Here is a 22,312-nt window from a genome sequence, read left to right as displayed (position 1 = left end):
GACTTTGTAATCGATTGTGTATGTGCCATCTGCAAGTGGTTCTTTTTCTTCCAATACAGGCAAGTTTTCTGTGTTGAAATCAAACCTTACATTGTACCAATGATCATAATTAATTGCTGGAATCTCAACATGTATTTGCGCCTCTGTAATGCTGTTGAGAGATGCTAGCTGGAACTCAGCAACTGTTTTTGTGCCATCATTGCTGATAATCGTCGGATTTTCACCATTTACAGTGAATTCCGTAATCAGGCTGCTGTACTCCGTCTGCACAGTAATATTTCCATCTTTAACGATAACTTTACTTGGTTTTGTGAAGTAGTTATCTGCTATCGACTTCTCCTCTGCCGTTCCATGCAACACTGTATAGTCGACTTCATACTCACCGTCTTCGTACACGATATCTTCCTGTGGTGCAGCAGGGGTTTCTTCCTCTGACTCTCCTGCTTCTTCACTTGGATTTTCCGGTGTTGTTGCAGGTTCTTCTTGCTCTTCACCTGGATTTTCCGGTGTTGTTACAGGCTCTTCTTGCTCTTCACCTGGATTTTCTGGTGTTGTTACAGGCTCTTCTTGCTCTTCACCTGGATTTTCTGGTGTTGTTACAGGCTCTTCTTGCTCTTCACCTGGATTTTCCGGTGTTGTTGCAGGTTCTTCCGCTTCTTCACCTGGATTTTCTGGTGTTGTTGCAGGTTCTTCTGCTTCTTCACCTGGATTTTCTGGTGTTGTTGCAGGTTCTTCTGCTTCTTCACTTGGTTCTGTTTGAACAGGTAAAGAAGCTGTATCAAAGTCAAATCTGACTGTATACCAGTGATCATAGCTTATTGCTGGAACTTCGACATGAATCTCAGCTTCTGTCAGTCCTTCCAGATCAGCAACTGGAAACTCAGCCGTAGTTTTGTCTCCAGCTTCGCCTATCTTTGTAACAGGAGTGCCGTTAACTTTAAACTCTGTAATGTAATTACTGTACTCTACCTGAACTTTAGCCTGTCCGTCCTTCATGATTAATTTTCCAGGCTTTGTATAGTACTGGTCGGCCATTGATGCTTCATCATTTGTTGCATGCAATATAGTATAGCCAATACTATATTCCCCATCTGCCACAGCAGTACTGCTGTTCAATTCGGCAGCATAAGCTCTATTATCCAAAGGAATGACAGTGCTTACGATGGAAAAGACTATTACAAGAAACGCAAGTGCAATTTTTGCAGCCTTCATTCTGTTCTTTTGCTCCTTTTTAGTAGAATATGTAGCTCTTTTCATGTAGTTATTTAGTTCTGCTTCTTGATTCTGAACTAAATCGGCTGTTAGTTGGACAATCCAGTAGTATTAAAGTCAATCCTCACTGTATACCAGTGGTCATAACTAATCGCTGGAACTTGTACATGAATTTCTGCAGCTGTTAAACCCTCAATATCAGCAACAGGAAACTCAGCCTTAATTTTGCCGCCGCTTTCACTTATCTTTGTTGCCGGCGTACCATTTACTTTAAACTCTGTAATTAAATTGCTATATTCTACTTGGACTTTAGCCTGACCATTCTTTATGATTAGCTTTCCTGGTTTTGTATAATATTGGTCGGCCATTGATGCTACATTATTTGTTGCATGCAATACCGTGTAGCCGATACTATATTCCCCATCTGCTACAACTGAACGGCTGCTTGACTCGGCAGCATAAGCTTTGTTATCCAAAGGAATTACGGTACTAACAACGGAAAAGACTGTTACAAGAAACGCAAGTGCTATATTTGCAGTTTTCATTTTCATCTTTTTCTCCTTTTTAGTAGAATTTGTAACTCTTATTAGAAACTATTTAACTAGCTTTTTTCTGTTTACAACATAAAATACGATAATCCCAAGGGATACAACCATTAATACAGTGAAGACAGTGATTTCTGATTGATCAGAAGTTCTTGGGTTTTCCACTTTGGCTGCTGTTTCTTTTGTTGTGTCTTGTTCAGTTGAACTTGCTGCTGTCTCAGAGGTTGAATTTGATGTTTCTGAAGTGGATGAATTAGATTGTGAAGAAAGAGCATTTGCTGAACTTTCATCAAAATCAAATCTTATCGTGTACCAATGGTCGTAATTCTGGTCTTCCACAATGACATGAATCTCTGCATTTGTAGGATTCTGAAGTGAGTTGATGTTAAATTGAACAACACTGGATTCACCATTTTTACTTATTTCGGTAACGTTTTGTCCTCCTACTTTAAACTCTGTAATAGCTGAAGTAGAAATACCTACTTGGACTTTAAGAGCTCCATTTTCGACAATCAATTTCGCCGGTTTTTGGAAATAGCCATCAGCCATTGAGGCTGAGTCATTATCTGCTCTTAATACAGAGTAATTAATGGAGTACTCGCCGTCTGCTAGTGATGCAGCTAAAGATTTAGTGCTGAAACCAACAGATAGAAATGTGAATATTGCTAATATTGCAACTATTTTTATTGCAACTTTCTGTTTAAGCAAGTATATTTCTCCCCTCTATATAGTTATATTGGTAAAGCTAAAATACGAATTTTCAGTGCCCCCCTTCCTGTACCTATTTCAGGCACAACCTGCCCTAGGTTCATATTAAATGAAAGTGATTCTCATTGTCAATTGGTTTTTTCTCAATTAGAAAATATTATTCTCATTTAGTTGAGAATAAGCTGTGAAAAAAGCAGTTGTGGTTTTTTCGCAACTGCTTTTCTTAATTAGTTAATTCTTCAGCAATTTAGCCACTTCCTCCACACCGACACGATAATCGACGAGCTTGCCCTCCTTTATCTTCAGCATGGTTGGCGTCCCTGCTATTTCTAGTTCGGAGGCTGACTTTGGCATTTGATTTTCATATGCAGTCTGATGGACAGCATACAATTTATGATCATCCCTCGATTGAATAGACCAAGCTATATCCTTGTCATTTATAAAATCATTGATATTTATGGCATCATCGAGAATTTCCTTCCCATCCTCCACCCTACCAATCACTTTGTCGTACTTGTTGTGATGTTCTTGCCAATCATACCAGCTGACTGCATTTTCCTTATCGCCCATATCAACGATATAAAGTGGAGTTTCTCCAGTTTTTGTGTATTCAAGGACGACATTTTCTATTTGTTTACAGTAAGAGCATGCCTCTTGCCAAAAGTAAACAATATATTCCTTGTCAGCTTGCGTGTATGTCTCTTGAGCCGCAATTTTTTTAATGTCCTTTATCGCTTTCGGTCCGTTCGTTTGTATCAGCATAACAAGCAGCCCTGCTAAGCATATAACCACTGCCGAAAAAATTAGCCCTTTAACCTTTTTATTCATCTTCCGCTCCCTTCGTTTTGATATTTCTATTGTAGCGAACAGAAAAAGCCTTTAGACATCCTTTTGCCAGTCAATTCTTACATATTTGTGACAAACGGCTTGTTAACCCTTTTTTAAATTAAGACAGGCGAAATATTTATATGGTAAAATCGCATTAGATGCTAATAAGGAGATGAAATAATGAAAAATTCTATCATTGATCGCTTTATATCCTATGCTGTCATTGACACACAATCAAACGAGGAAAGCACTTCATGCCCCTCTACACCTGGACAGCTGACACTAGCCAAAAAGCTTGTGAATGAATTACAAGAAATTGGCATGGAAGAAGTGACAATAGACGAAAATGGCTATGTTATGGCAACACTGCCTGCCAATACAGAGAAAAGTGTCCCAACTATCGGCTTTCTGGCCCATTTGGACACAGCAACTGACTTTACTGGGAAAAATGTCCGTCCGCAAATAGTAGAATATTATGACGGCGGGGATATTGTCCTTCATTCTGATTTACATATTGTATTATCTCCAGCTGATTTTCCAGAGCTTGCAAACTACAAAGGTCATACGTTAATTACAACAGATGGAACAACCCTCTTAGGTGCTGACAATAAAGCAGGCATTGCAGAAATCATGACTGCCCTTATTACATTAAAGAACTCTGATATTAGGCACGGGAAAATCAGGGTTGCCTTTACTCCTGACGAGGAGATAGGAAGAGGGCCTCATAAGTTTGATGTCAAAGCATTTGCAGCAGATTTTGCTTATACAGTGGACGGCGGTCCATTAGGCGAGCTGCAATATGAAAGCTTTCATGCAGCTGGGGCAAAAGTCACGGTAAATGGTACAAATGTCCATCCTGGCACAGCAAAAGGAAAAATGGTCAATTCTATGAAAATCGCGATGGAATTACAAAACAGCTTGCCTTCTGAAGAAGCCCCTGAAAAAACATCCGGCTACGAAGGCTTTTACCATCTTCTATCTTTTGAAGGTGATGTGGAACAAACAAAGCTTGCATATATAATCCGTGATTTTGACAGAAAACTGTTTGAAGAGAAAAAGACAAATTTATCTGAGATTGTAGCTCAATTAAATAAGAAGTATGGAGAAAAGACAGTAGTCCTAGACCTAAAGGATCAATATTATAATATGCGCGAAAAAATTGAACCTGTTAAAGAAATCGTGGAAGTTGCACATGAAGCAATGGTAAACCTTGGAATATCACCGATTATTGAACCAATTCGCGGAGGAACAGACGGGTCCCAGCTTTCCTATATGGGGCTGCCGACACCTAATATTTTCACAGGTGGAGAAAACTTTCATGGTAAATATGAGTATATTTCAGTAGATAACATGCAAAAAGCAACTAATACTATTGTTGAGATTGCAAGACTGTTTGAAGAACGAGCTTAAATACTTAAAAGGAGGGCCTCTGCCCTCCTCTTTTTTCGTGAGTATTACTTCGCAACACGAAGGATATTTTGTACTTTTCATAGATTAGTATATAATAGTACAAGTGCAAAAAATTTGTTCGAATAAGATATGCAAATAGATAGAAGCAAAAAAAGGAGTTAAGCAATGAATTCGATTTACAAAACACATGAAGAATTAGCAGAAAACACTGAGCTGCAGCATTATATCCTCCAAACCTTTGGATTGCAGTCCAAAAAGAAACGTGTAAAGAAAAAGCTTTTAAAGCAGCTTGTTTCTCAGGAAAACTTAATTAATCAAGTGGTTCAAGAATTCCATCATGAAGGCCAAGGACAAGCGCCTGCAGCAGAATTAAAAGCATCCACACAAGAAGTTAAAGAAGTTAAGGCACAACCAGCTGAAGCAGCAAACGCGCCTGCCTTTAGTGCTCTACCAGTCACTGCATTATTAAAAATCGGGAAAGCGTTCTTTAAAGAAGAAGAATGTGTACGTTATTACTATAATAAGAACAAGCCTGAACAATACAAAAACAAGGAATTACTTGTACAATGCATATCCGAAGGCTATCAGAACTCTCCAGAGGACGTAAAAACAGCAATCGAACAATCTATGTAATATCCATTCAAAAGACCTAATATCTCTTGCTTTTAAGCTAGGAGGATATTAGGTCTTTTTGCTGTCTTTCTTCATCAATTGGCTGTGTTTCCGTATACTTCAATTTTCTTGTAGGCTCTGTTATAATTTTCTAAGAAGACATATAAAGCTTTTTTGTCCAAGTCAAGGGCGACGTAATGGAAAGCTTGCTGCAAATTATTACATAAGTGGAGGCAATTATTATGGTTAAAATAGCACCATCCATCCTGTCTGCCGATTTTTCAAGACTAGGAGAAGAAATAAAAGATGTGGAGCGCGGCGGAGCAGATTATATCCATGTTGACGTTATGGACGGCCATTTCGTTCCAAATATCACGATCGGCCCTCTAATTGTTAGTGCAATCAGACCGGTTACAACACTTCCATTGGATGTCCACCTAATGATTGAAAATCCAGACCAATATATCCCGGCATTTGCTAAAGCTGGTGCAGATATTATCACAGTACATGCAGAAGCATGTCCTCATCTTCATCGCACACTCCAGCTCATTAAAGAGCATGGCGCAAAACCAGGTGTTGTTCTAAATCCAAGCACACCAGTTGAGATGATTAAGCATGTAATTCAAGATGTTGAAATGGTATTGCTCATGACGGTAAACCCGGGCTTTGGCGGACAAGCTTTCATTTCGAGCGTATTGCCAAAAATAACAGAAGTTCGTAAACTTGCTGATCAGTTCAATCCAGGACTTGAAATTGAAGTAGATGGCGGTGTAAATGAACAAACAGCTGTCCTTTGCAAAGAAGCAGGTGCAAATGTTCTTGTTGCCGGTTCCTTTATTTATGACAGTGAAGACAGAGCTGCAGCCATTAAAGCTGTGCGCGGCGAATAATACACACAAAAAAAAGCGAATCATTGATTCGCTTTTTTTGTGTTAAGCATTATCTAGCTTACGCTGTCATTCTCACTTTGGCGGTCAGTTTTGTTAATACTGTTGCAAGAAGCAGTGTCCGCTCAATGAAAGTATCCAACTCCAAATATTCTTTCTCACTGTGGGCATTTCCTCCAACTGGTCCAAGTCCATCTATTGTCGGAATTCCCATCGAGCTTGTAAATGCTCCGTCAGAGCCTCCGCCGGTAAAGGTGTCCTTGACTTCAATTCCAAGTTCCTTGCCAGCTTCTTTAATTATTTTTAATAGTTGAACTGATTGACTGTTTTTCTCCATTGGCGGTCTGCTTATGCTCCCCTTCACCTCAATCTCAGTGCCTTCCACGTCAGAAACAGCACAGATTTCGCGGATTTGCTTATCAATAAGAGGAGCTTGTTCCATATTAACAAGACGAACATCCACTCCAGCTTTCGCAGATGAAGCAACCGTATTGATGGATGTTCCTCCTTCAATCATTCCTACATTAACAGTTATTCCTTCTTGGTATTTAGTCAGTTTTTGAAGCTTAATGGTTTTGTATGCCAGCTCCTCAATTGCACTTCTCCCTTTTTCATGCTCAACACCTGCATGTGCACTGGTTCCCTTGACCATAATCGTATAGCGTCCCCCGCCTTTTCGAGCAGATACAATCGAACCATCCTTTCTGCCTGGCTCCACAATTAGGGCATAATCCTTCCCTCTTGCCGTTTGTTCGATAAGCTTTCTTGAATTAGCTGAACCGATTTCTTCGTCACTATTTAAGACTATTTCCACATTTTTTAGTGCAGAAGAATGAATGCTTCTTAGTGCTTTAACTGCATACAGAACAGATACAAGGCTGCCCTTCATATCAACAACTCCAGGGCCGTATGCTCTGTTTCCTTCTATTCGGAACGGGCGTTTTTTTGCAGTGCCTTCCGGAAAGACAGTATCCATATGGGCAACAATAATAACTTTCGGATCTCTAGCATCCTTATGACGCAAAACAAGATTATTTCCTGTTTTCTTCTCTTTTTTTATGGTTGAAACAAAGCCAGCCTCTGCAAACTTACTCTCTAAGATGTCTGCAATTTGGTCGACTCCTTTTTTTACATAGCTTCCGCTGTCAATATTTACGAGATTCTTGAGCAGCTCAATCATCTCTTTTTCCCTTTCTTTTAAATATTCCTCCATAATAGTGTTCCCCCTGATAATCCATGCTTTTAGCCATTATATTTTCTTTCGATGCTCTTTTAAAACTTACTTCTCTTTATTTGTTAATCTCCCCTTATCTTCGTCACGATAAGTGTGCCGTTTTTAAAGACAAGTATTGTTATAATTTTACGATACCCAGCAATGATAATAAGTCAGCATACTAACCTCTATTGCTGGTAAAATGCTTTTATATAAACTTTGACACTCCCTCTTCATTATTATTATATGCAAGTATCTTCCTGTTTGGGGACTAGGCAAATCTTTTAAATATCTTTTGATTTACGTGTATGGCCCATCAATAATTTACATACTATTCAGAAAAATTAACCGATATACAATAGTATAGGGCCAAAAAATTTATTGTCAATAAGGGTCAAACGTACTTCCCCCCTTTTTCATAATGAAAAAAACCGCTTTATAAGCGGCCTCCTCTTTAAAACGTCAATGCCAGCAGTCTTGCTGAAGCATAATTATATTTTTCTAGAGAAACGTTAAATACAACTCCTGTATTTAAAAAAACGGTATTTTCCACAACTAAGGCAGGGTCTCCTTCTGGCAAACTTAAATGAAGACCATCCTCTTTCGAAAGCTTCTCGCAATAAATGAGTTTATCGGCAAACCCTACCTTTAGTCTTAAGTCTTCTGTTATATATCGATATATAGATGATTCAGCAATTTCTGTATTCAAATATGGTACCAATGTCTTATTGTAGTAAGCTTCTTCTAAAACAAGAGGCTCGCCATTTACGAAGCGAAGTCTTTTAATATAGTACAGAGAATCACCAGGCTTACACTTCATTTTAGCAGCCAGTTTGCTGTCAGCCAGCACGAGTGACAATTCAATGATAGAGCTGTTCATATCAGCCCCGGCCAACTCACTAGTGAGCCCCCGCATTTTTCGAATCGTTATACAGCCAGGCCTGGAAAACTCTCTCAAAAAAAGACCGCTACCTTGCACTTGATAGACATAGCCTTCATCTGCCAATATTTTTAATGCTCTTCGAATGGTATTACGGCTGACTTGAAACCTATGCATCAACTCTTCTTCTGTCGGGAGCTTTTCGTTCGCTTGGAAATTCCCTTTTAGAATATCATTCTCGAGGGCACTGGCAACCATTTGGTATTTGACTGTCATATGCTTTTCTCCTCTCGATAAAAATGGGGCAGACTTCTACCTAGAAGAATACCCCTTTTAAATACTTACAGACTACAATTAAAGCTCTTCTCCTCTTGTTTCAATAATATGCTTGTACCAATGGAAGGAAAGCTTTTTCTTTCTTGCCAGATTGTTTTTATGGTCCACATAGATGAATCCATACTGTTTCTTATAACCGTTCAGCCAGCTTAAAAGATCAATTACAGACCATGCGTAGTATCCTTTTAAATGGATACCTTCTCCAATTGCTGTTTTTACTGCTTTTAAATGCTCTTCAATATATTTAATTCTTGGGACATCGACAATTTCATTCTCAATGACTGGATCTTCGTCACCAAGACCATTCTCCGTAATATACAGTTTTACATCTCCATATCTTTCTTTTAGCATTCGCAAGCCATCAAGAAATCCTTCTGCAGAGATTTCCCAGCCCCATTTTGTATACACTTTGTCCTCCATCATGACCGTTTTGTAGACCCCGTCAAAGGATGGGTTTCCAGGCCTGCCTGTCGCATTGTCTCGGCTGATTTCAACTGCTTCAGCTGACCCTTGAATTTTTTCAACACGTGCCGGTTGATAATAGTTAAGCCCGATAAAATCATTGAAGCCAGCTGTTTCTTTCAAAAGCTGAAGCTCTTCGTTTGTCCAATCTGGCGTCAGTCCTTTTTCCGTTAGTGCATCCAATACATATTGCGGATATTCGCCTTTAAGGATAGGGTCATAGTACCAATATGTTTGGTAGTAATTCGCATGATTAGCAGCAAACCGATTATCTTCCTTGCTGTCCACGCCGAATGCAGGACTGAATACATGCGTAATACCAATTTCCCCGTATTGCTTTAGTTCTTTATATTTCTTCACTGCCATCGCATGGGCAAGAAACACATTATGTGTCGCCTGGAAATATTCTTTATGCGCATTCACTAATCCTGGCGGATGAGCACCGTTTAAATACCCTAGCGTACAGAAAACAATTGTTTCATTAAATGTAATCCAATGCTTAACCCTGTCTCCAAATGCTTTAAAGCAAACTTCCGCATATTTAGCAAACGCATTTGTTGTGCGTTTATTTGTCCAGCTGCCATCCTCTTCTAATGGAAGTGGGAGATCCCAATGGTAAAGAGTCACAAATGGGACAATTCCGTACTTTAGGCATTCATCTATTAAATTATTATAAAACTCAATTCCTTTTTCATTAATTTCTCCATCACCATCTGGAATAATCCGTGCCCAAGATATGGAGAAGCGATAGGATTCCAATCCCATTTCAGCCATTAATCGTACATCTTCCTTGTAGCGATGATAATGGTCAACTGCAACATCGCCATTCGTTCCTTCGAATGTTTTTCCAGGTATTTTAGAGAATATATCCCAGTTAGTCACACCTTTACCGTCTTCATTCCACGCACCTTCCACTTGGTAAGAAGCCGATGCTGCACCGAATAAAAAATCTTTAGGGAATTTCATAATATGGAACCTCCATTATCTAATGATAACCATCTATTTATTAGAACGTCTTATATTTGTTGGTACAATTATACTGTAAATGCTTTCATTAATAATGTAAACGCTTTATTTTGATTTTCTTCTTTTGTTCTTTTATGGTTGATTTTGGTAATTACAAAGCTTATAATATATCCAATCATATAAAATGTAGCGTTGATGAGGGAAAGTACAATAGATTATCTTTTACAGAGAGCTTCCACCCTGCTGCAAGGAAGCATTGATATCTATTAGAAAAATGGCCTCTGAGCTCCGCACTGAACATATTAATTAGTAGGCTGCGGCAAGATTTGACACTTGTTATCCATGTCACAGTATGAAGGCTTTTATTAAGCTGGGTGTACTTGCAGAGGCTGACTTGTGTGAGCAAGCAGTGAACAAAGGTGGTAACACGCGGCATAGAGCCCCGTCCTTTTCTTATGGAAAAGGGCGGGGCTTTTTATTTTGCAGCTTTGTTCATTTTTCCAAAACTTTTTAGGAGGAATGCAGGATGACTATTTTTATTGGAGGAGCTTGGCCATATGCAAATGGCTCATTGCATATCGGCCATATCGCTAGTTTATTGCCCGGTGATATTCTGGCAAGATATTACCGGCAAAAAGGAGAAAAAGTACTTTATGTCTCAGGCAGTGACTGCAATGGTACTCCCATTTCAGTTCGGGCAAACCAAGAAGGCGTTGAGCCAAAAACAATCGCAGACAGGTATCATCAGGAATTTGCACATGATTTTGAAGCACTAGGATTTTCCTATGATGTTTATACAAGAACAGATGCAGACCATCATCATAAAACCGTTCAGGAGCTATTTTTAGCTTTTCAAAAAAATGGTCATCTATATAAAAAAGAGGTCGAGCAGGCATACTGTATAAACTGTGCTCAATTTCTGCCAGACCGCTTTGTTGAAGGCATCTGCCCAGCCTGCGGTAATAAGGCACGGGGAGACCAATGTGATCATTGCTCTGCCATTTTAGAAGCATTGGAGCTTCATGATAAAAAATGCAAGCTTTGCCAGCATGAACCTACTGTTAGAACAACGGAGCACTTTTACTTCTCCTTAAGCTCCTTTCAGCAGCAGCTTGAACAACTGCTGAAAAGCTCTTCAAAGAATGAGACATGGAGAAACAATGCCAGATTTTTGACAGAAAGATATTTAACAGAAGGACTGCGCGACAGAGCTGTAACAAGAGACTTGCCTGTTGGTGTGAGTGTTCCAATCGCTAACTATGAAGATAAAAAAATATATGTTTGGGTGGAGGCTGTTGCTGGATATTATTCAGCAAGCAAACACTGGGCTCACAAAACCGGAGGAAAGCATGAAGATTACTGGAATGAGAATACTGTGTCTTATTATGTGCATGGGAAAGACAATATTCCCTTTCATACTATTATTTGGCCGGCTCTCCTTCTTGGCTTAAACAGCAAAGCACTGCCGTACTATATTCTTTCCAATGAATATATGACATTGGAGAGAAAGAAAATTTCTACAAGCCAAAACTATGCTGTTTGGATTCCTGACTTAATCAAGAAATATCACCCAGATTCTATTCGTTATTTTCTTACAATCAATGCTCCTGAAAAGCGGGACGCTGATTTCTCTTGGCGCGAATTCATCTACAGCCATAACAGTGAGCTTCTCGGCAGCTTTGGTAATTTTGTGAATCGGACTGTGAAATTCATCAGTAAATACTATTCAAATAATGTGGAAAAACAGGAGACAAGCGAAGAAGTCCGCAAGCAAATTAATACTAGCTACATACTAGTGGCTGAAAAAATAGAAGCAGGAGAAATAAAGCAGGCACTTCAATCATTGTTTGAGCTTATTCGATATTCGAATAAATATTTTGATAATAGGAAACCTTGGATTGATATCAAGGAAGACGAGGAATCATGCCGTCAGACGATTTATGATTGCTGCATCCTGTTAATAAATATCGGGCAGATGCTCCATCCCTTTTTACCATTTAGTTCAAACAAACTTAAATCTCTATTTCAGCTGGAAAAATGGTCTTGGGAATACACGGAAAAGATACCTGCTTTTATAAAGGATATAGAGCCGTTATTTGAACGAATTGATGTTGTTTCTATAGAGGAAGAAACAGACAAAATAAAAAACCAGACAGCAACCAGCTAGAGCTGCTATAAACAAAAAGCAAAATAAACCTGATAGAAGTCTATCAGGTTTATTATTATTCAGCTGCCCTTAACACCATACAAGATAAAGCCAACTCCTGTTAGCACACATAGCATCTTCCCGAACGAAATTTTGTCAGCAATACTGAAAAGGCCGATTGATGTCGTGGCAATCAGGATGAGCGGACCGACAATTGCAAGAGAACTATTGATAATTAAGGCTTTTTCTATTTGATTGGACTTTAGCATCAATACTGCTGCTGTTATTTCAATACATCCTGACAGCAGTCTGAGCAACGCCATTCCTAACACGGCCTTACCGATTAAAGAAAACATAAGCTCCTCCTATTAGCATGCAAACTTACTTTATTTATATGCATTTACTAGACTAATAGGACAGTTTTCTTTACTTAAGTTATATTAGTGTCAGCTTATAGAATGAAACCCTTGCTCTTTTATCTTCTCTAGTACTGTTTCCTTTGTTATTTGGTTTTCATCATAAACAATTTTGACTTCTCCGTCCGAAACATCAACAAGGGCTCTCTCTATCCCTTCTGTCGTAACTAAAGCTGCTTCTAATGAGTTAATTGGCTGTGCTTCTGTTGCTTCCTTTAAGTAAACAGTCATTTCCTTCATAAATTCTTGTACTCCCTTCCACACATTAATTGTCTAATAAGTAGAATACCCGATATTTAGGAAAACATGCTTCCATTTACATACGCTTATTCTCTCTAATGGATTTCATGCAGTTTGGACAAAAGCCTAATTCCTCTGCAAAAGCATACCACTTTTGACAATTTAAACATTTCTTATGTAGTTCTTCATTAATAAGCAGATCATAACCGTAATAAGTGACAACACGTTCAATTTTCAATCTGTTCTCCCTCCTTAAACAGCCCTTGTTAAGTTATGCGTTTCGTTTAAAAAGGTGCTAGCTGGGGGAAAATTAGAATTGGCAGAAAGAAAAAAAGCTGCCCATTTATTAAAACAGGCAGCTTTCACATCAATGCTGTTTGTTAGGAAGGCTGCTTTCTGGATGGCCTTTTCCTTTATGTTTGTTTTTCTCTTGTTTTTTACTGTTTTCCTTTAATGTTTGTACAAACTCACTTGTATCCTTCATGTTTTTTAACCTCCTTAAATTTACAAACATTTGTTAATTTAACCGAATGTACATATTTCCATTCCTTTTCACTACATTTCTAATTATTCCAAATTATACCTAAAAACTATATATAGATATAATAAAATAACAAAATTCTACTTAAAACTATATAAAACTATTTTGAATATAAAAATGGAAAAACTTGTTTAATCCTTTACAGAACAATATCGTTCGATATATTAAAAATTTTTTTGACAAAACATCTGTTTTTTCAGTATTATATTAGAATACTAGAGGAGGTTAAAACAATGCTAGACTTAAATAAACAGAAAATTGTGGACAGTGTTCCGCAAAAGGGTTTTTTTGGTCATCCAAAAGGACTTTTCACTCTGTTTTTCACAGAGTTCTGGGAGAGATTCTCTTACTACGGAATGAAAGCTATCCTTGTTTACTACATGTATTATGAAGTTTCAAAAGGCGGACTAGGCATTCCTGAAACTACTGCATTTGCCATTACGTCTATTTACGGTTCACTTGTCTATATGTCAGGAATCATTGGCGGCTGGTTAGCTGACCGAATTTTTGGTACTTCTAAAGCAGTATTTTATGGCGGTATTTTCATCATGCTTGGTCATATTGTTTTAGCAGTACCAGGAAGCATCAGCATGTTCTTCGTATCAATGGTGCTAATCGTTATTGGTACAGGCTTATTGAAACCAAACGTATCAAGTATTGTCGGTGAAATTTATTCACAGGAAGACAATCGTCGCGATGCAGGATTCAGTATCTTCTACATGGGTATCAACCTTGGAGGATTCCTTTCTCCGCTGATCGTCGGTGAAGTCGGCATGAACACAAGCTTCCATTTAGGCTTTGGTCTTGCTGCAATCGGTATGCTTATTGGATTATTAGTATTTATGTTTACAAAAAAGAAAAACCTTGGGTTGGCAGGTACCCTTGTTGCAAATCCTCTTTCAGCTACTGAAAAGAAAAAGGTTTATTCTATTATTGGTATTGGAATCGTTGTTCTTGCTATCATCTTAGCCATTACTATTCCAACAGGCCTTCTTACATTTGACACTTTTGCTATTGTAGTCGGTATCCTTGGATTCTTGATTCCAGCAATCTATATTACGGTAATGTACCGCAGTCCAAAAACAACATCTGACGAACGTTCTCGTTTGATTGCTTATATCCCATTGTTCTTAGCATCTGTAATGTTCTGGGCAATACAGGAGCAAGGTTCTACAATTCTTGCAGGATATGCTGATAAACGTACACAACTTGAATTTGCTGGCTTGCACTTATCGCCAACACTATTCCAATCATTGAACCCGCTGTTTATCATTATCTTTGCACCAATTATAGGATGGCTATGGGTTAAGCTTGGTGACCGCCAACCTTCTATCCCAAAGAAATTCTCAATAGGATTGCTGTTTGCAGGTCTTTCTTTCCTAGTAATCCTGCTTCCAGCTTATTTTGGCGGAGCGAACTCGCTTGTTAATCCTTTATGGCTTGTGCTTAGCTACTTTATCGTTGTAATTGGAGAGCTTTGCTTATCTCCTGTAGGATTATCAGCAACAACAAAATTAGCGCCGGCTGCATTCTCTGCACAAACGATGAGCCTTTGGTTCTTATCTAATGCTGCAGCACAAGGATTGAATGCACAAATTGTTAAGTTCTATTCAGAAAAAACTGAAATGTTGTACTTCGGCATCATCGGTGGCTGCTCGATTGTACTAGCTCTTGTATTATTCCTTCTATCACCTATGATTCAAGGCAAAATGAAGGGCATTAAATAAATATAAAAAAAGAACAAGATCCATTTAGATCTTGTTCTTTTTTTATTGCTTACTTAACCACTAAAGGAACAACCATCCCTTTATTAACATCAATTAAGCCATGATCTGTAATTTTTAATGCAGGACTTACTGGCAGCGATAAAGTGCTTAACGACATAATCGCATTATAATGTTCATAGCCAAGCGCTTGGAGTGTTGCTGTTAATTGTTCTACCTGCTTAGAAATGATAGATAAAGGCTCTTCTGAAAGAATACCGCCAACAGGCAACGGCACATTTGCAAGAATTTCGCCATTATGAACACAGCAGATTCCTCCTTGCTGCTTTATTACTTCATTCGCTGCTATCACCATATCCTCTTTATTTTGACCTAGGACAAGGAGATTATGGTTATCATGTGAATAAGTTGTGGCAACAGCACCTCTTTTCAGGACATCCCCGCCAATAAGCCCTCTTGCACTATTGCCGTTCTTGCCATAGCGTTCAAATGTAGCAAGAAGTCCGTATTCACTTTCCTCCCACTGCAGCATACCCGCTTCTATATTTAAATCATCATGTTTTTCTTCTGTGAAGGTAGAGCCGTTTTTCACATTCATTATTCGGCATTTTACTTTGCCATCATTTTTCATAAGCTTCACTTGAAAAGCATCTTCATCCAGTTTGTTTAGATTTACACTTTCGTAGAAGCTGCTCGGAAATGCTTGGCTGCTTTCTTCCTGTACGTAAGGAATTGTCTCATCATAGACCTTTGTTCCTTCTTTATATACTTCTTGGATATGAAAGCTTTCTAACTCTGAAATTAGCAGAAAATCTGCGAGCTTGCCTGGTGCAATTACGCCTCTGTCATACATTCGCATGCGGGCAGCTGGTGTATAAGTACAAGCATAAATCGCTTTCTCAGGAGACATGCCCATTGCGATAGCTTTTTTCAGGAGAACATTTAAATGCCCTCTGTTTTGCAGGGAATCTGCCATTACATCATCTGTCACAAAACAGAAATGCTCATCAACATCTTGATCAATTAAATAATCTATAACTTCTTTTGTCATTGATTTTTCTTGAATTTCAAGGAACATCCCTATTGCTATACGCTCCTTCATCCCTGCTACTGTTTGATGGGTATGATCGGATGTAACTCCTGCAAATGCCAGACTCTGTAATTCGAGATCAAGGAGTTTTGGAACATGTCCTTCAATAATAAGCTCAGGATAATTCTCTGACATATATGATAATATCTTGTTTGTTTTTCCGCCTGGTTTGGAAATAACATCATAATAATTCATGATTTCCCCAAGGCATTTTATTCTCTCTGTCTGCAGCAATTCTTCGATATCTTCTATCTCAATTGCTCCGCCAGTAGTTTCCATACTAGTTGCAGGAACCGAGCTTGGAATAGCATAGAACATGTCCAAACGACAGTTCTTGCTTGCCTTGATCATCTCTTTTACACCTGCTATTCCAAACACGTTTGCCATTTCATGAGGCTCAGGTACAATCGTGGTGACCCCATTTTTTAGCAAACCGTATGAAAATGTCGCTGGAGTAACCATCGTGCTTTCAATATGGAGGTGGATATCAATCAATCCTGGAACAAGATACATGCCAGCAGCTTCTATTATTTTCTCTGCCGTAAACGTTTCACTGCCTTTTGCACCTATATAAAAGAACTTGCCATCCTTAACAGCGACATTTGCTTTTGTGAACTGTTTGAAATAGCTGTTAAAAACCATTGCTTCTTTAATAAGCATATCTACTTTCATTGTTTGACCCCTCCTACTCTACAAGCACCATCTGATCCTTTGGAATAATCAGGACTACAACTTGTCCGACATTAAATGGTGCTGTCATCTCTTTATTAACAGTAAATTCACCAATTGGTGTGCTGACAACATATTGATAGCTTCTGCCGAGGAATGTTGTAATCTTTATTTTTCCTGGTATGCCATTAGAAGGAAGGACTTGTGTTTCGTTCCATTCTGCAAGCAGGAAGTCATCTGGCCGGACAGCTCCAACCTTTTTAGCTGGCGTCATATGGGAATGTTTTTCAACAGTAAACATACTGCCATTCTTATACAGCTCCACTATATCCCCTTTATCTTCTCTTCTATCAAACTCAATAAAGTTTTTGAAGCCGATAAAATCAGCGACAAATTTTGTTGCAGGATATTTATAAATGGTTGCAGGATCGCTCAATTGCTCGATGATGCCTTTATTCATAATGGCTACTTGATCAGAAATAGAGAAGCATTCTTCTTGATCGTGAGAAACGTATACCGTTGTTATTCCAAGCTCTTGCTGTATTCTTCTTATTTCAACACGCATATTGACACGCAAATTAGCATCGAGATTGCTTAATGGTTCATCAAAAAGGAGAATATCCGGTTCAATGACAAGTGCTCTTGCGATTGCGACCCGTTGTCTTTGTCCACCTGAGAGCTCTGCAGGGTATCTTTTACCGTATCCTTCTAGATTGACGATTTCCAACATGCGCTCTACTCGCTTCACAGCTTCTGCTTTCGGAACCTTTCGCAAACGAAGACCGAAGGCAATATTATCAGCAACAGTCATATGGGGGAACAAAGCATAGTTTTGAAACACAAACCCAAAGTTTCTTTTGTTAACAGGAACCTTTGTATAATCTTTATCTTTAAACAAGAACTTCCCGTTATTTGATTGCAGGAAACCGGCAATTAGACGAAGCGTTGTTGTCTTGCCGCAGCCGCTTGGTCCAAGCAGGGATACAAGCTGCCCCTTTTCGATTTCAAGATTGAAATCCTTAAGAATTTCTTTTTTGTTATAAGCTACAGATATGTCTTGTAATGTAAACAAAGCCACATTTAACAATCCCTTCTATCTTTTTGTAAAATAGGATAATCCCATTAATCGTTCTACTATAAACATGAACAATGCAGTAATAATCATTAACAGTACAGATATAGCTGCAACAGTAGGGTCAAAGTAGTTCTCTACATACAACAGCATCTGGATTGGGAATGTGCTCACACCTGGTCCTGTCATGTAAACAGAGATATCAACATTATTGAATGACTCTAAGAAGGCAATCATTACAGCTGCAATTATGCCTGATTTTATATTCGGGACAACTATCGAGAAAAAGGTGCCAATTCTGCTTGCTCCTAAACTAAGTGCAGCTTCCTCTATCGAAAAATCAAAGTTTGTTAAGCTTGACGAGATAACACGAATAACAAACGGCAGCATGATGACAGTATGACCGATAAATAGGGAAGTATAGATCGGCAGCTCATATGCAACCACAATATAACGTAAGAAGGAAAAACCTAACACAATTCCCGGAATAAGAATTGGCGAAACAAAAATCCCATTGATAATTCCCTTACCCGCAAAGTCAAATCTGCTTAACGCATATGCAGCTGGCACGCCAAGTAATAATGCTAAAATATTTCCGGCAATGGAAACAAGGATAGATGTCTTGAATGTGCTCAAGAACATTTCTACTTGAAAAATATTTTCATACCATTTAAACGAATACTCTTCAGGAGGGAACTTCAAGATGCTTCCGCCCTCAAATGAAGTAATTGATATAATAAGCAAAGGCCCTAGTAAAAAAACAAAAACGAGGAAGGTAAACAGGGCCAACCCTCTATTCTTTTCCTGCATACACCTCTACCCCTTCGGATTAAGTTTTTTTGCTACTCCATTCATAATGGAAATAATAATAAAGGTCACGACAATCATGATTGTTGCTACAATGGATGCTAGCTTCCAATCATTTAATGTAATCGCATTTTGATATAAAAACGTCGAAATAACCCTTTGTTTTCCGCCTAGCAATGCTGGCGTCGTATAAGCTGTAAAGCTGCCGACAAACACGAGAATGCTGCCGATTACCAGCCCTGGCACACAAAGCGGCACAACAATCTTCAAGAAGACTCCGAGTTTTGATGCCCCAAGACTCTCTGCTGCCTGCAGTAAATCCATTTCGATATTCTCCATTACTCCAACAAGTGTAACAATTACTAAAGGCAGGAATAAATGCACTAAACCAATAATAATAGCTGTTGGTGTATACAAAATTTCAAGCGGCTGGTCGATAAGCCCGGCTCCTAGTAAAATCTTGTTCAGAACTCCGTTTTTCCCGATAATAATCATCCAGCTAAATGAGCGGACAACAGGGCTTGTCAACAACGGAAAAATAGTTAACAGCAGGAAAACTGCCTTTTTCCGAGCTTGAAGTTTAGAAATATAATAAGAGACCGGAAAGCCAATCAAGATACAGATAAGCGTCGTCAACAAGCTGACACGCAAGGTAGTCAGTAAAATCTTGATGAAATAATCATCCTTAAAAAAATCGATATATCCTTTTACACTAATTGTTCCATTATCATGAAAGGTTGTACCAATCATCGACAAGATTGGGATAACCATAAAGACAGTTAAAAACAGCAATCCTGGTAGAAGCAACAGGTATAGATATCTTTTCTTCATCTCATCACTCCCTGTTTAGTTTTTAGAATTTAAAGTTTCAATAAACATTTCAAAAAAGGCTTCCGTATCCACTTCAAGACATACCTCTAAATTAGGCTCCTTGTTCAAGCGGTTTTGGAAATCACACACAAACTGACCATCGCATAATTCACTCTTTGTTTCCACATCCACATAATGCTTCTCTGTTACCACCAGCTTGCTGTTAATGGCAATTCCGACCGCTAACGGGTCGTGCATGGCACATGCATGCACATTATAGCGGGAGTAGTACTTTTGCTGATAATCGCTTGTGCTTTCATCTATATAGCTCGCAAGCTTTTCATCTTTCAACTGTTGAATATGATCTCTAGTAAGCAATGCCTTTCTAGTTACATCCAAGCCAACCTGTACAATGGACGGAAAGCCAGCCTGAAGGACAATCTTTGCAGCCTCTGGATCAACATAAGCATTGAACTCAGCTGTTGGGGTAATATTGCCGACACCTCTTACTACACCGCCCATGAAAATCACCTTTTTGACATGCTTCGTAATTTGAGGACATTTTTTCACAGCCAATGCCAAGTTGGTAAGAGGACCGGTACAGATTAAGGTAACCTCTCCAGAAAAACTTAAAATTGAATTGATTATGAAGTCTGGTGCAAAGCCATCGCTTATCTCATTGCTTACAGGGATATCCTTTAACGCTCCGCCAAGGCCATCCTCTCCATGAATACGATGTTCAAAAACCGGCTTTCTAAACAAGGGAGACTCTGCTCCCTTAACAACCGGTATTTCTGTACTACCAAGCAAATCAAGTATTTTGCATGTATTAATAGTCGCGGTATTCAAGGAGACGTTTCCGCTCACTGTCGTTATACCTAACAGGTCAAAGTTTTTGCTTTTAACGGCGAGCAAAATGCCAATCGCGTCATCAATCCCTGTATCCACATCAAGTATCAGCTTTTCAGGCATTCCAAGTTCCTCCTACTCTTATTGAATAAGCTCACGGTTCCAGCGGTCTATCCACTTGCTCAAGTTCTCATTAACGAATTTCATATCCATTGTGTGAAGACTGTTAATCAAGTCTTCTCCATATGTTAGTCCCTCAGCTTCCTCTTCTGTCAGCTCAACATCAATATTTACAGGAGAATCCACTTTATTTTTTGCTGATTTCTCTTGAGCTTCTTGACCGAGAATGTAGTTGATGAATTTTTCAGAAAGATCTTTTTGATCTGTTCCTTTAATAACATTCATTGTGTTCATTACTGCATAACCACCTTCAGCCGGTGTTACAAATTCTGCATTTGGAACTGCTTCTTTCAAGTCAGCAAAATACATTTCCATAATTGGTCCAGCTGCAATTTCGCCTTGTGCAAACATGTTTACATATTCAGAAGTTTGTCCGTATTCCTTCACAACACTTGGCATAATTTCTTTCAAGGATGTGAAAGCTGCATCTTCGTTAAATATTTCTTGACCGCTCACCTGTGATGCTAAATCAACCATCATCGGACCTGTTGTAGAAGTGATGCTTGGAATGGTAATTTTCCCTTTTAAATCTGCACTCCATAAATCCTTCCAAGAAGTGATTTCAATTGGAGACTCATCAGGGTTATAAGCAATTCCAAACTGAGCAATTGTGTACGCTGGTCCGTATTCTTCCCCTAGCGGAGCTTTCGCTACATCATAGATTTTGTCAACATTAGGAATATTCTCGCGGTCAATCGTCTCAAATAATCCATCTTGAATGCCTTGCTGTGCATAGTAGTCTGATAAGAAAATAACATCTACATCTGAATTGCCTTGCTTGATTTTATTGAGACGATCAGCATTATTGCCTGTATCTAAAACGATTTCTACATTGTTTTCCTCTTCAAAAGGCTTATAAATTTCTTCACGGAAAAAGTCTTCATTAAAGCCCCATGTCGATACAACAAGTTTCTCTTTTCCTTCGTTGCTGCCTGAATCATTAGAACCACAAGCTGCCAATAACAGTAAAGATGATGCTGCAAATGCTTGAACTATTTTTTTCATTTTTTATGCTCCTCCATTTTCATTTCTATTAGGTATTTTTTTATAATAAATGCTGTATAATACTCCCTTTTTTTATCCTGCCCGCCTTAAAGGCGCGAAGCAAAACAAAAAAAGACAATCTTAAATAGAATCATTCTTCTACTTAAGATTGTCTTTTCTTTGATAAACAAAGGGAAAACTATCTTAGTCTTATATTTTGGCGTTTCACTCAGATAAATCCAAGCAAAAATCCTCATTATTTAGTATTTAAGACGATATTTGTAAAAGCAAATTGAGTGAATGAATCGTAATCTCTTAATAAAGCTTCAATATTCCAGCCTGTTTGTTCCTCAAGCTGCTGCCTGAACTTTTTCTTAAACAATAGAGACAGATGGAAATCCACCTCTAGCTTTAAGCTCGGCACTTCCCCTTCCAGTGCAGCTGATCGGGAAGCCCTCGGATGCTTGGCTTGCAAGGTTATTACGTTTTGATCGATGGTTACTTTCAGCAATGTGGTACCAGCACCAAACAATTCCTTTGATACTTTATTATAGATTTGAGAAAGTAATCTTTTCGTTTCATTCGAATCTATGATAATCACCTGCCAAACTGTTTATACCTGTATTATACATACCTTTTTATTTATTTACAACAAAATGTGCGCTTTTTAAATAAAAAATTATAAAAAAACAGTTCTAAAGTAATAAAATCCAAGCAAAATACGA

The 22,312-nt window shown here is 38.5% G+C and carries 23 protein-coding genes; 5 read left to right on the top strand and 18 right to left on the bottom strand.

The window, feature by feature from the left end; genetic code table 11:
- From LXM54_RS18910 to LXM54_RS18895, 4 genes are all read right to left on the bottom strand, one after another.
- On the bottom strand, nucleotides 1-1,212 hold a 1,212-nt coding region (locus LXM54_RS18910), incomplete at its 3' end, for an NEAT domain-containing protein (protein ID WP_233316802.1).
- A gap of 89 nt (nucleotides 1,213-1,301) precedes the next feature.
- A complete protein-coding gene (locus LXM54_RS18905) occupies nucleotides 1,302-1,763 on the bottom strand; it encodes an NEAT domain-containing protein (RefSeq protein ID WP_233316801.1) in 462 nt (153 codons plus the stop codon).
- A 42-nt stretch (nucleotides 1,764-1,805) separates the two neighbouring features.
- The gene (isdC, locus tag LXM54_RS18900; protein ID WP_233316800.1) at nucleotides 1,806-2,465 is read right to left on the bottom strand and encodes a heme uptake protein IsdC; all 660 of its coding nucleotides are present in this window, start codon (nucleotides 2,463-2,465) and stop codon (nucleotides 1,806-1,808) included.
- A gap of 231 nt (nucleotides 2,466-2,696) precedes the next feature.
- Nucleotides 2,697-3,293, bottom strand: a complete 597-nt coding sequence (locus tag LXM54_RS18895) for a hypothetical protein (protein ID WP_233316799.1) — start codon at nucleotides 3,291-3,293, stop codon at nucleotides 2,697-2,699.
- Nucleotides 3,294-3,473: 180 nt separating this feature from the next.
- On the opposite strand from LXM54_RS18895, the gene pepT reads away from it, so the two are divergent.
- The 3 genes from pepT (at nucleotide 3,474) to rpe (ending at nucleotide 6,205) form a co-directional block, all read left to right on the top strand.
- The gene (pepT, locus tag LXM54_RS18890) at nucleotides 3,474-4,703 is read left to right on the top strand and encodes a peptidase T (protein WP_233316798.1); all 1,230 of its coding nucleotides are present in this window, start codon (nucleotides 3,474-3,476) and stop codon (nucleotides 4,701-4,703) included.
- A 165-nt stretch (nucleotides 4,704-4,868) separates the two neighbouring features.
- Nucleotides 4,869-5,336, top strand: coding sequence for a hypothetical protein (locus tag LXM54_RS18885; RefSeq protein ID WP_233316797.1), 468 nt, complete (start codon nucleotides 4,869-4,871; stop codon nucleotides 5,334-5,336).
- A 221-nt stretch (nucleotides 5,337-5,557) separates the two neighbouring features.
- The gene (gene rpe / locus LXM54_RS18880) at nucleotides 5,558-6,205 is read left to right on the top strand and encodes a ribulose-phosphate 3-epimerase (RefSeq protein ID WP_233316796.1); all 648 of its coding nucleotides are present in this window, start codon (nucleotides 5,558-5,560) and stop codon (nucleotides 6,203-6,205) included.
- A gap of 58 nt (nucleotides 6,206-6,263) precedes the next feature.
- On the opposite strand, the gene LXM54_RS18875 is transcribed toward rpe, so the two are convergent.
- The 3 genes from LXM54_RS18875 to LXM54_RS18865 all read right to left on the bottom strand — a co-directional run bounded on the left by LXM54_RS18875 (nucleotide 6,264) and on the right by LXM54_RS18865 (nucleotide 10,059).
- Nucleotides 6,264-7,415 carry a M20 family metallopeptidase gene (locus LXM54_RS18875; protein ID WP_233316795.1) on the bottom strand — a complete coding sequence of 384 codons (1,152 nt, stop codon included), beginning with the start codon at nucleotides 7,413-7,415 and terminating at the stop codon, nucleotides 6,264-6,266.
- Between the two features lie 454 nt (nucleotides 7,416-7,869).
- Nucleotides 7,870-8,571 carry a GntR family transcriptional regulator gene (locus LXM54_RS18870; protein ID WP_233316794.1) on the bottom strand — a complete coding sequence of 234 codons (702 nt, stop codon included), beginning with the start codon at nucleotides 8,569-8,571 and terminating at the stop codon, nucleotides 7,870-7,872.
- A 78-nt stretch (nucleotides 8,572-8,649) separates the two neighbouring features.
- Entirely contained in the window at nucleotides 8,650-10,059 is a 1,410-nt protein-coding gene (locus LXM54_RS18865; RefSeq protein ID WP_233316793.1) for a glycoside hydrolase family 1 protein, read from the bottom strand.
- 526 nt (nucleotides 10,060-10,585) lie between these two features.
- Between LXM54_RS18865 and metG the strand changes: the two genes are divergently transcribed.
- The gene (metG, locus tag LXM54_RS18860; protein ID WP_233316792.1) at nucleotides 10,586-12,226 is read left to right on the top strand and encodes a methionine--tRNA ligase; all 1,641 of its coding nucleotides are present in this window, start codon (nucleotides 10,586-10,588) and stop codon (nucleotides 12,224-12,226) included.
- 59 nt (nucleotides 12,227-12,285) lie between these two features.
- On the opposite strand, the gene LXM54_RS18855 is transcribed toward metG, so the two are convergent.
- From LXM54_RS18855 to LXM54_RS18840, 4 genes are all read right to left on the bottom strand, one after another.
- Complete coding sequence (locus LXM54_RS18855; protein WP_233316791.1) at nucleotides 12,286-12,561, bottom strand: YqhV family protein; 276 nt, start codon at nucleotides 12,559-12,561, stop codon at nucleotides 12,286-12,288.
- A gap of 90 nt (nucleotides 12,562-12,651) precedes the next feature.
- Complete coding sequence (locus LXM54_RS18850; RefSeq protein WP_233316790.1) at nucleotides 12,652-12,861, bottom strand: hypothetical protein; 210 nt, start codon at nucleotides 12,859-12,861, stop codon at nucleotides 12,652-12,654.
- Between the two features lie 76 nt (nucleotides 12,862-12,937).
- On the bottom strand, nucleotides 12,938-13,099 hold the full coding sequence (locus LXM54_RS18845) for a hypothetical protein (protein ID WP_233316789.1): 162 nt from the start codon (nucleotides 13,097-13,099) through the stop codon (nucleotides 12,938-12,940).
- 129 nt (nucleotides 13,100-13,228) lie between these two features.
- Nucleotides 13,229-13,345, bottom strand: coding sequence for a DUF4023 family protein (locus LXM54_RS18840; protein WP_233316788.1), 117 nt, complete (start codon nucleotides 13,343-13,345; stop codon nucleotides 13,229-13,231).
- 290 nt (nucleotides 13,346-13,635) lie between these two features.
- Here LXM54_RS18840 and LXM54_RS18835 point away from each other — a divergent pair, with 290 nt between their 5' ends.
- Nucleotides 13,636-15,129, top strand: coding sequence for a peptide MFS transporter (locus tag LXM54_RS18835; RefSeq protein ID WP_233316787.1), 1,494 nt, complete (start codon nucleotides 13,636-13,638; stop codon nucleotides 15,127-15,129).
- A 49-nt stretch (nucleotides 15,130-15,178) separates the two neighbouring features.
- On the opposite strand, the gene LXM54_RS18830 is transcribed toward LXM54_RS18835, so the two are convergent.
- The 7 genes from LXM54_RS18830 to LXM54_RS18800 form a co-directional block, all read right to left on the bottom strand.
- A complete protein-coding gene (locus LXM54_RS18830; protein ID WP_233316786.1) occupies nucleotides 15,179-16,888 on the bottom strand; it encodes an adenine deaminase C-terminal domain-containing protein in 1,710 nt (569 codons plus the stop codon).
- A gap of 13 nt (nucleotides 16,889-16,901) precedes the next feature.
- On the bottom strand, nucleotides 16,902-17,963 hold the full coding sequence (locus LXM54_RS18825) for an ABC transporter ATP-binding protein (RefSeq protein WP_233316785.1): 1,062 nt from the start codon (nucleotides 17,961-17,963) through the stop codon (nucleotides 16,902-16,904).
- Between the two features lie 15 nt (nucleotides 17,964-17,978).
- Nucleotides 17,979-18,767 (bottom strand): ABC transporter permease, encoded by a 789-nt coding sequence (locus LXM54_RS18820; protein WP_233316784.1) that lies wholly within the window; start codon nucleotides 18,765-18,767, stop codon nucleotides 17,979-17,981.
- A gap of 6 nt (nucleotides 18,768-18,773) precedes the next feature.
- Nucleotides 18,774-19,595, bottom strand: coding sequence for an ABC transporter permease (locus LXM54_RS18815; protein WP_233316783.1), 822 nt, complete (start codon nucleotides 19,593-19,595; stop codon nucleotides 18,774-18,776).
- Nucleotides 19,596-19,610: 15 nt separating this feature from the next.
- The gene (locus LXM54_RS18810) at nucleotides 19,611-20,546 is read right to left on the bottom strand and encodes a nucleoside hydrolase (protein WP_233316782.1); all 936 of its coding nucleotides are present in this window, start codon (nucleotides 20,544-20,546) and stop codon (nucleotides 19,611-19,613) included.
- A gap of 18 nt (nucleotides 20,547-20,564) precedes the next feature.
- Nucleotides 20,565-21,608, bottom strand: coding sequence for an ABC transporter substrate-binding protein (locus tag LXM54_RS18805; protein ID WP_233316781.1), 1,044 nt, complete (start codon nucleotides 21,606-21,608; stop codon nucleotides 20,565-20,567).
- Nucleotides 21,609-21,843: 235 nt separating this feature from the next.
- Nucleotides 21,844-22,188, bottom strand: a complete 345-nt coding sequence (locus LXM54_RS18800) for a DUF2294 domain-containing protein (RefSeq protein ID WP_233316780.1) — start codon at nucleotides 22,186-22,188, stop codon at nucleotides 21,844-21,846.
- Nucleotides 22,189-22,312: the final 124 nt, after the last annotated feature.

Origin of the sequence: Bacillus sp. Au-Bac7 (assembly GCF_021341655.1) — a bacterium.
Classification (GTDB): Bacteria; Bacillota; Bacilli; order Bacillales; family Cytobacillaceae; genus Niallia.
Note: the sequence above shows the minus strand (reverse complement) of the source record. Positions and strands in the feature narration are given on the sequence as shown.

Coding starts and splice junctions, on each gene's coding strand:
- LXM54_RS18905 (WP_233316801.1), bottom strand. CDS start 1,763: ATGAAAATGAAAACTGCAAATATAGCACTTGCGTTTCTTGTAACAGTC.
- LXM54_RS18895 (WP_233316799.1), bottom strand. CDS start 3,293: ATGAATAAAAAGGTTAAAGGGCTAATTTTTTCGGCAGTGGTTATATGC.
- pepT (WP_233316798.1), top strand. CDS start 3,474: ATGAAAAATTCTATCATTGATCGCTTTATATCCTATGCTGTCATTGAC.
- LXM54_RS18885 (WP_233316797.1), top strand. CDS start 4,869: ATGAATTCGATTTACAAAACACATGAAGAATTAGCAGAAAACACTGAG.
- rpe (WP_233316796.1), top strand. CDS start 5,558: ATGGTTAAAATAGCACCATCCATCCTGTCTGCCGATTTTTCAAGACTA.
- LXM54_RS18875 (WP_233316795.1), bottom strand. CDS start 7,415: ATGGAGGAATATTTAAAAGAAAGGGAAAAAGAGATGATTGAGCTGCTC.
- LXM54_RS18870 (WP_233316794.1), bottom strand. CDS start 8,571: ATGACAGTCAAATACCAAATGGTTGCCAGTGCCCTCGAGAATGATATT.
- LXM54_RS18865 (WP_233316793.1), bottom strand. CDS start 10,059: ATGAAATTCCCTAAAGATTTTTTATTCGGTGCAGCATCGGCTTCTTAC.
- metG (WP_233316792.1), top strand. CDS start 10,586: ATGACTATTTTTATTGGAGGAGCTTGGCCATATGCAAATGGCTCATTG.
- LXM54_RS18855 (WP_233316791.1), bottom strand. CDS start 12,561: ATGTTTTCTTTAATCGGTAAGGCCGTGTTAGGAATGGCGTTGCTCAGA.
- LXM54_RS18850 (WP_233316790.1), bottom strand. CDS start 12,861: ATGAAGGAAATGACTGTTTACTTAAAGGAAGCAACAGAAGCACAGCCA.
- LXM54_RS18840 (WP_233316788.1), bottom strand. CDS start 13,345: ATGAAGGATACAAGTGAGTTTGTACAAACATTAAAGGAAAACAGTAAA.
- LXM54_RS18835 (WP_233316787.1), top strand. CDS start 13,636: ATGCTAGACTTAAATAAACAGAAAATTGTGGACAGTGTTCCGCAAAAG.
- LXM54_RS18830 (WP_233316786.1), bottom strand. CDS start 16,888: ATGAAAGTAGATATGCTTATTAAAGAAGCAATGGTTTTTAACAGCTAT.
- LXM54_RS18820 (WP_233316784.1), bottom strand. CDS start 18,767: ATGCAGGAAAAGAATAGAGGGTTGGCCCTGTTTACCTTCCTCGTTTTT.
- LXM54_RS18815 (WP_233316783.1), bottom strand. CDS start 19,595: ATGAAGAAAAGATATCTATACCTGTTGCTTCTACCAGGATTGCTGTTT.
- LXM54_RS18810 (WP_233316782.1), bottom strand. CDS start 20,546: ATGCCTGAAAAGCTGATACTTGATGTGGATACAGGGATTGATGACGCG.
- LXM54_RS18805 (WP_233316781.1), bottom strand. CDS start 21,608: ATGAAAAAAATAGTTCAAGCATTTGCAGCATCATCTTTACTGTTATTG.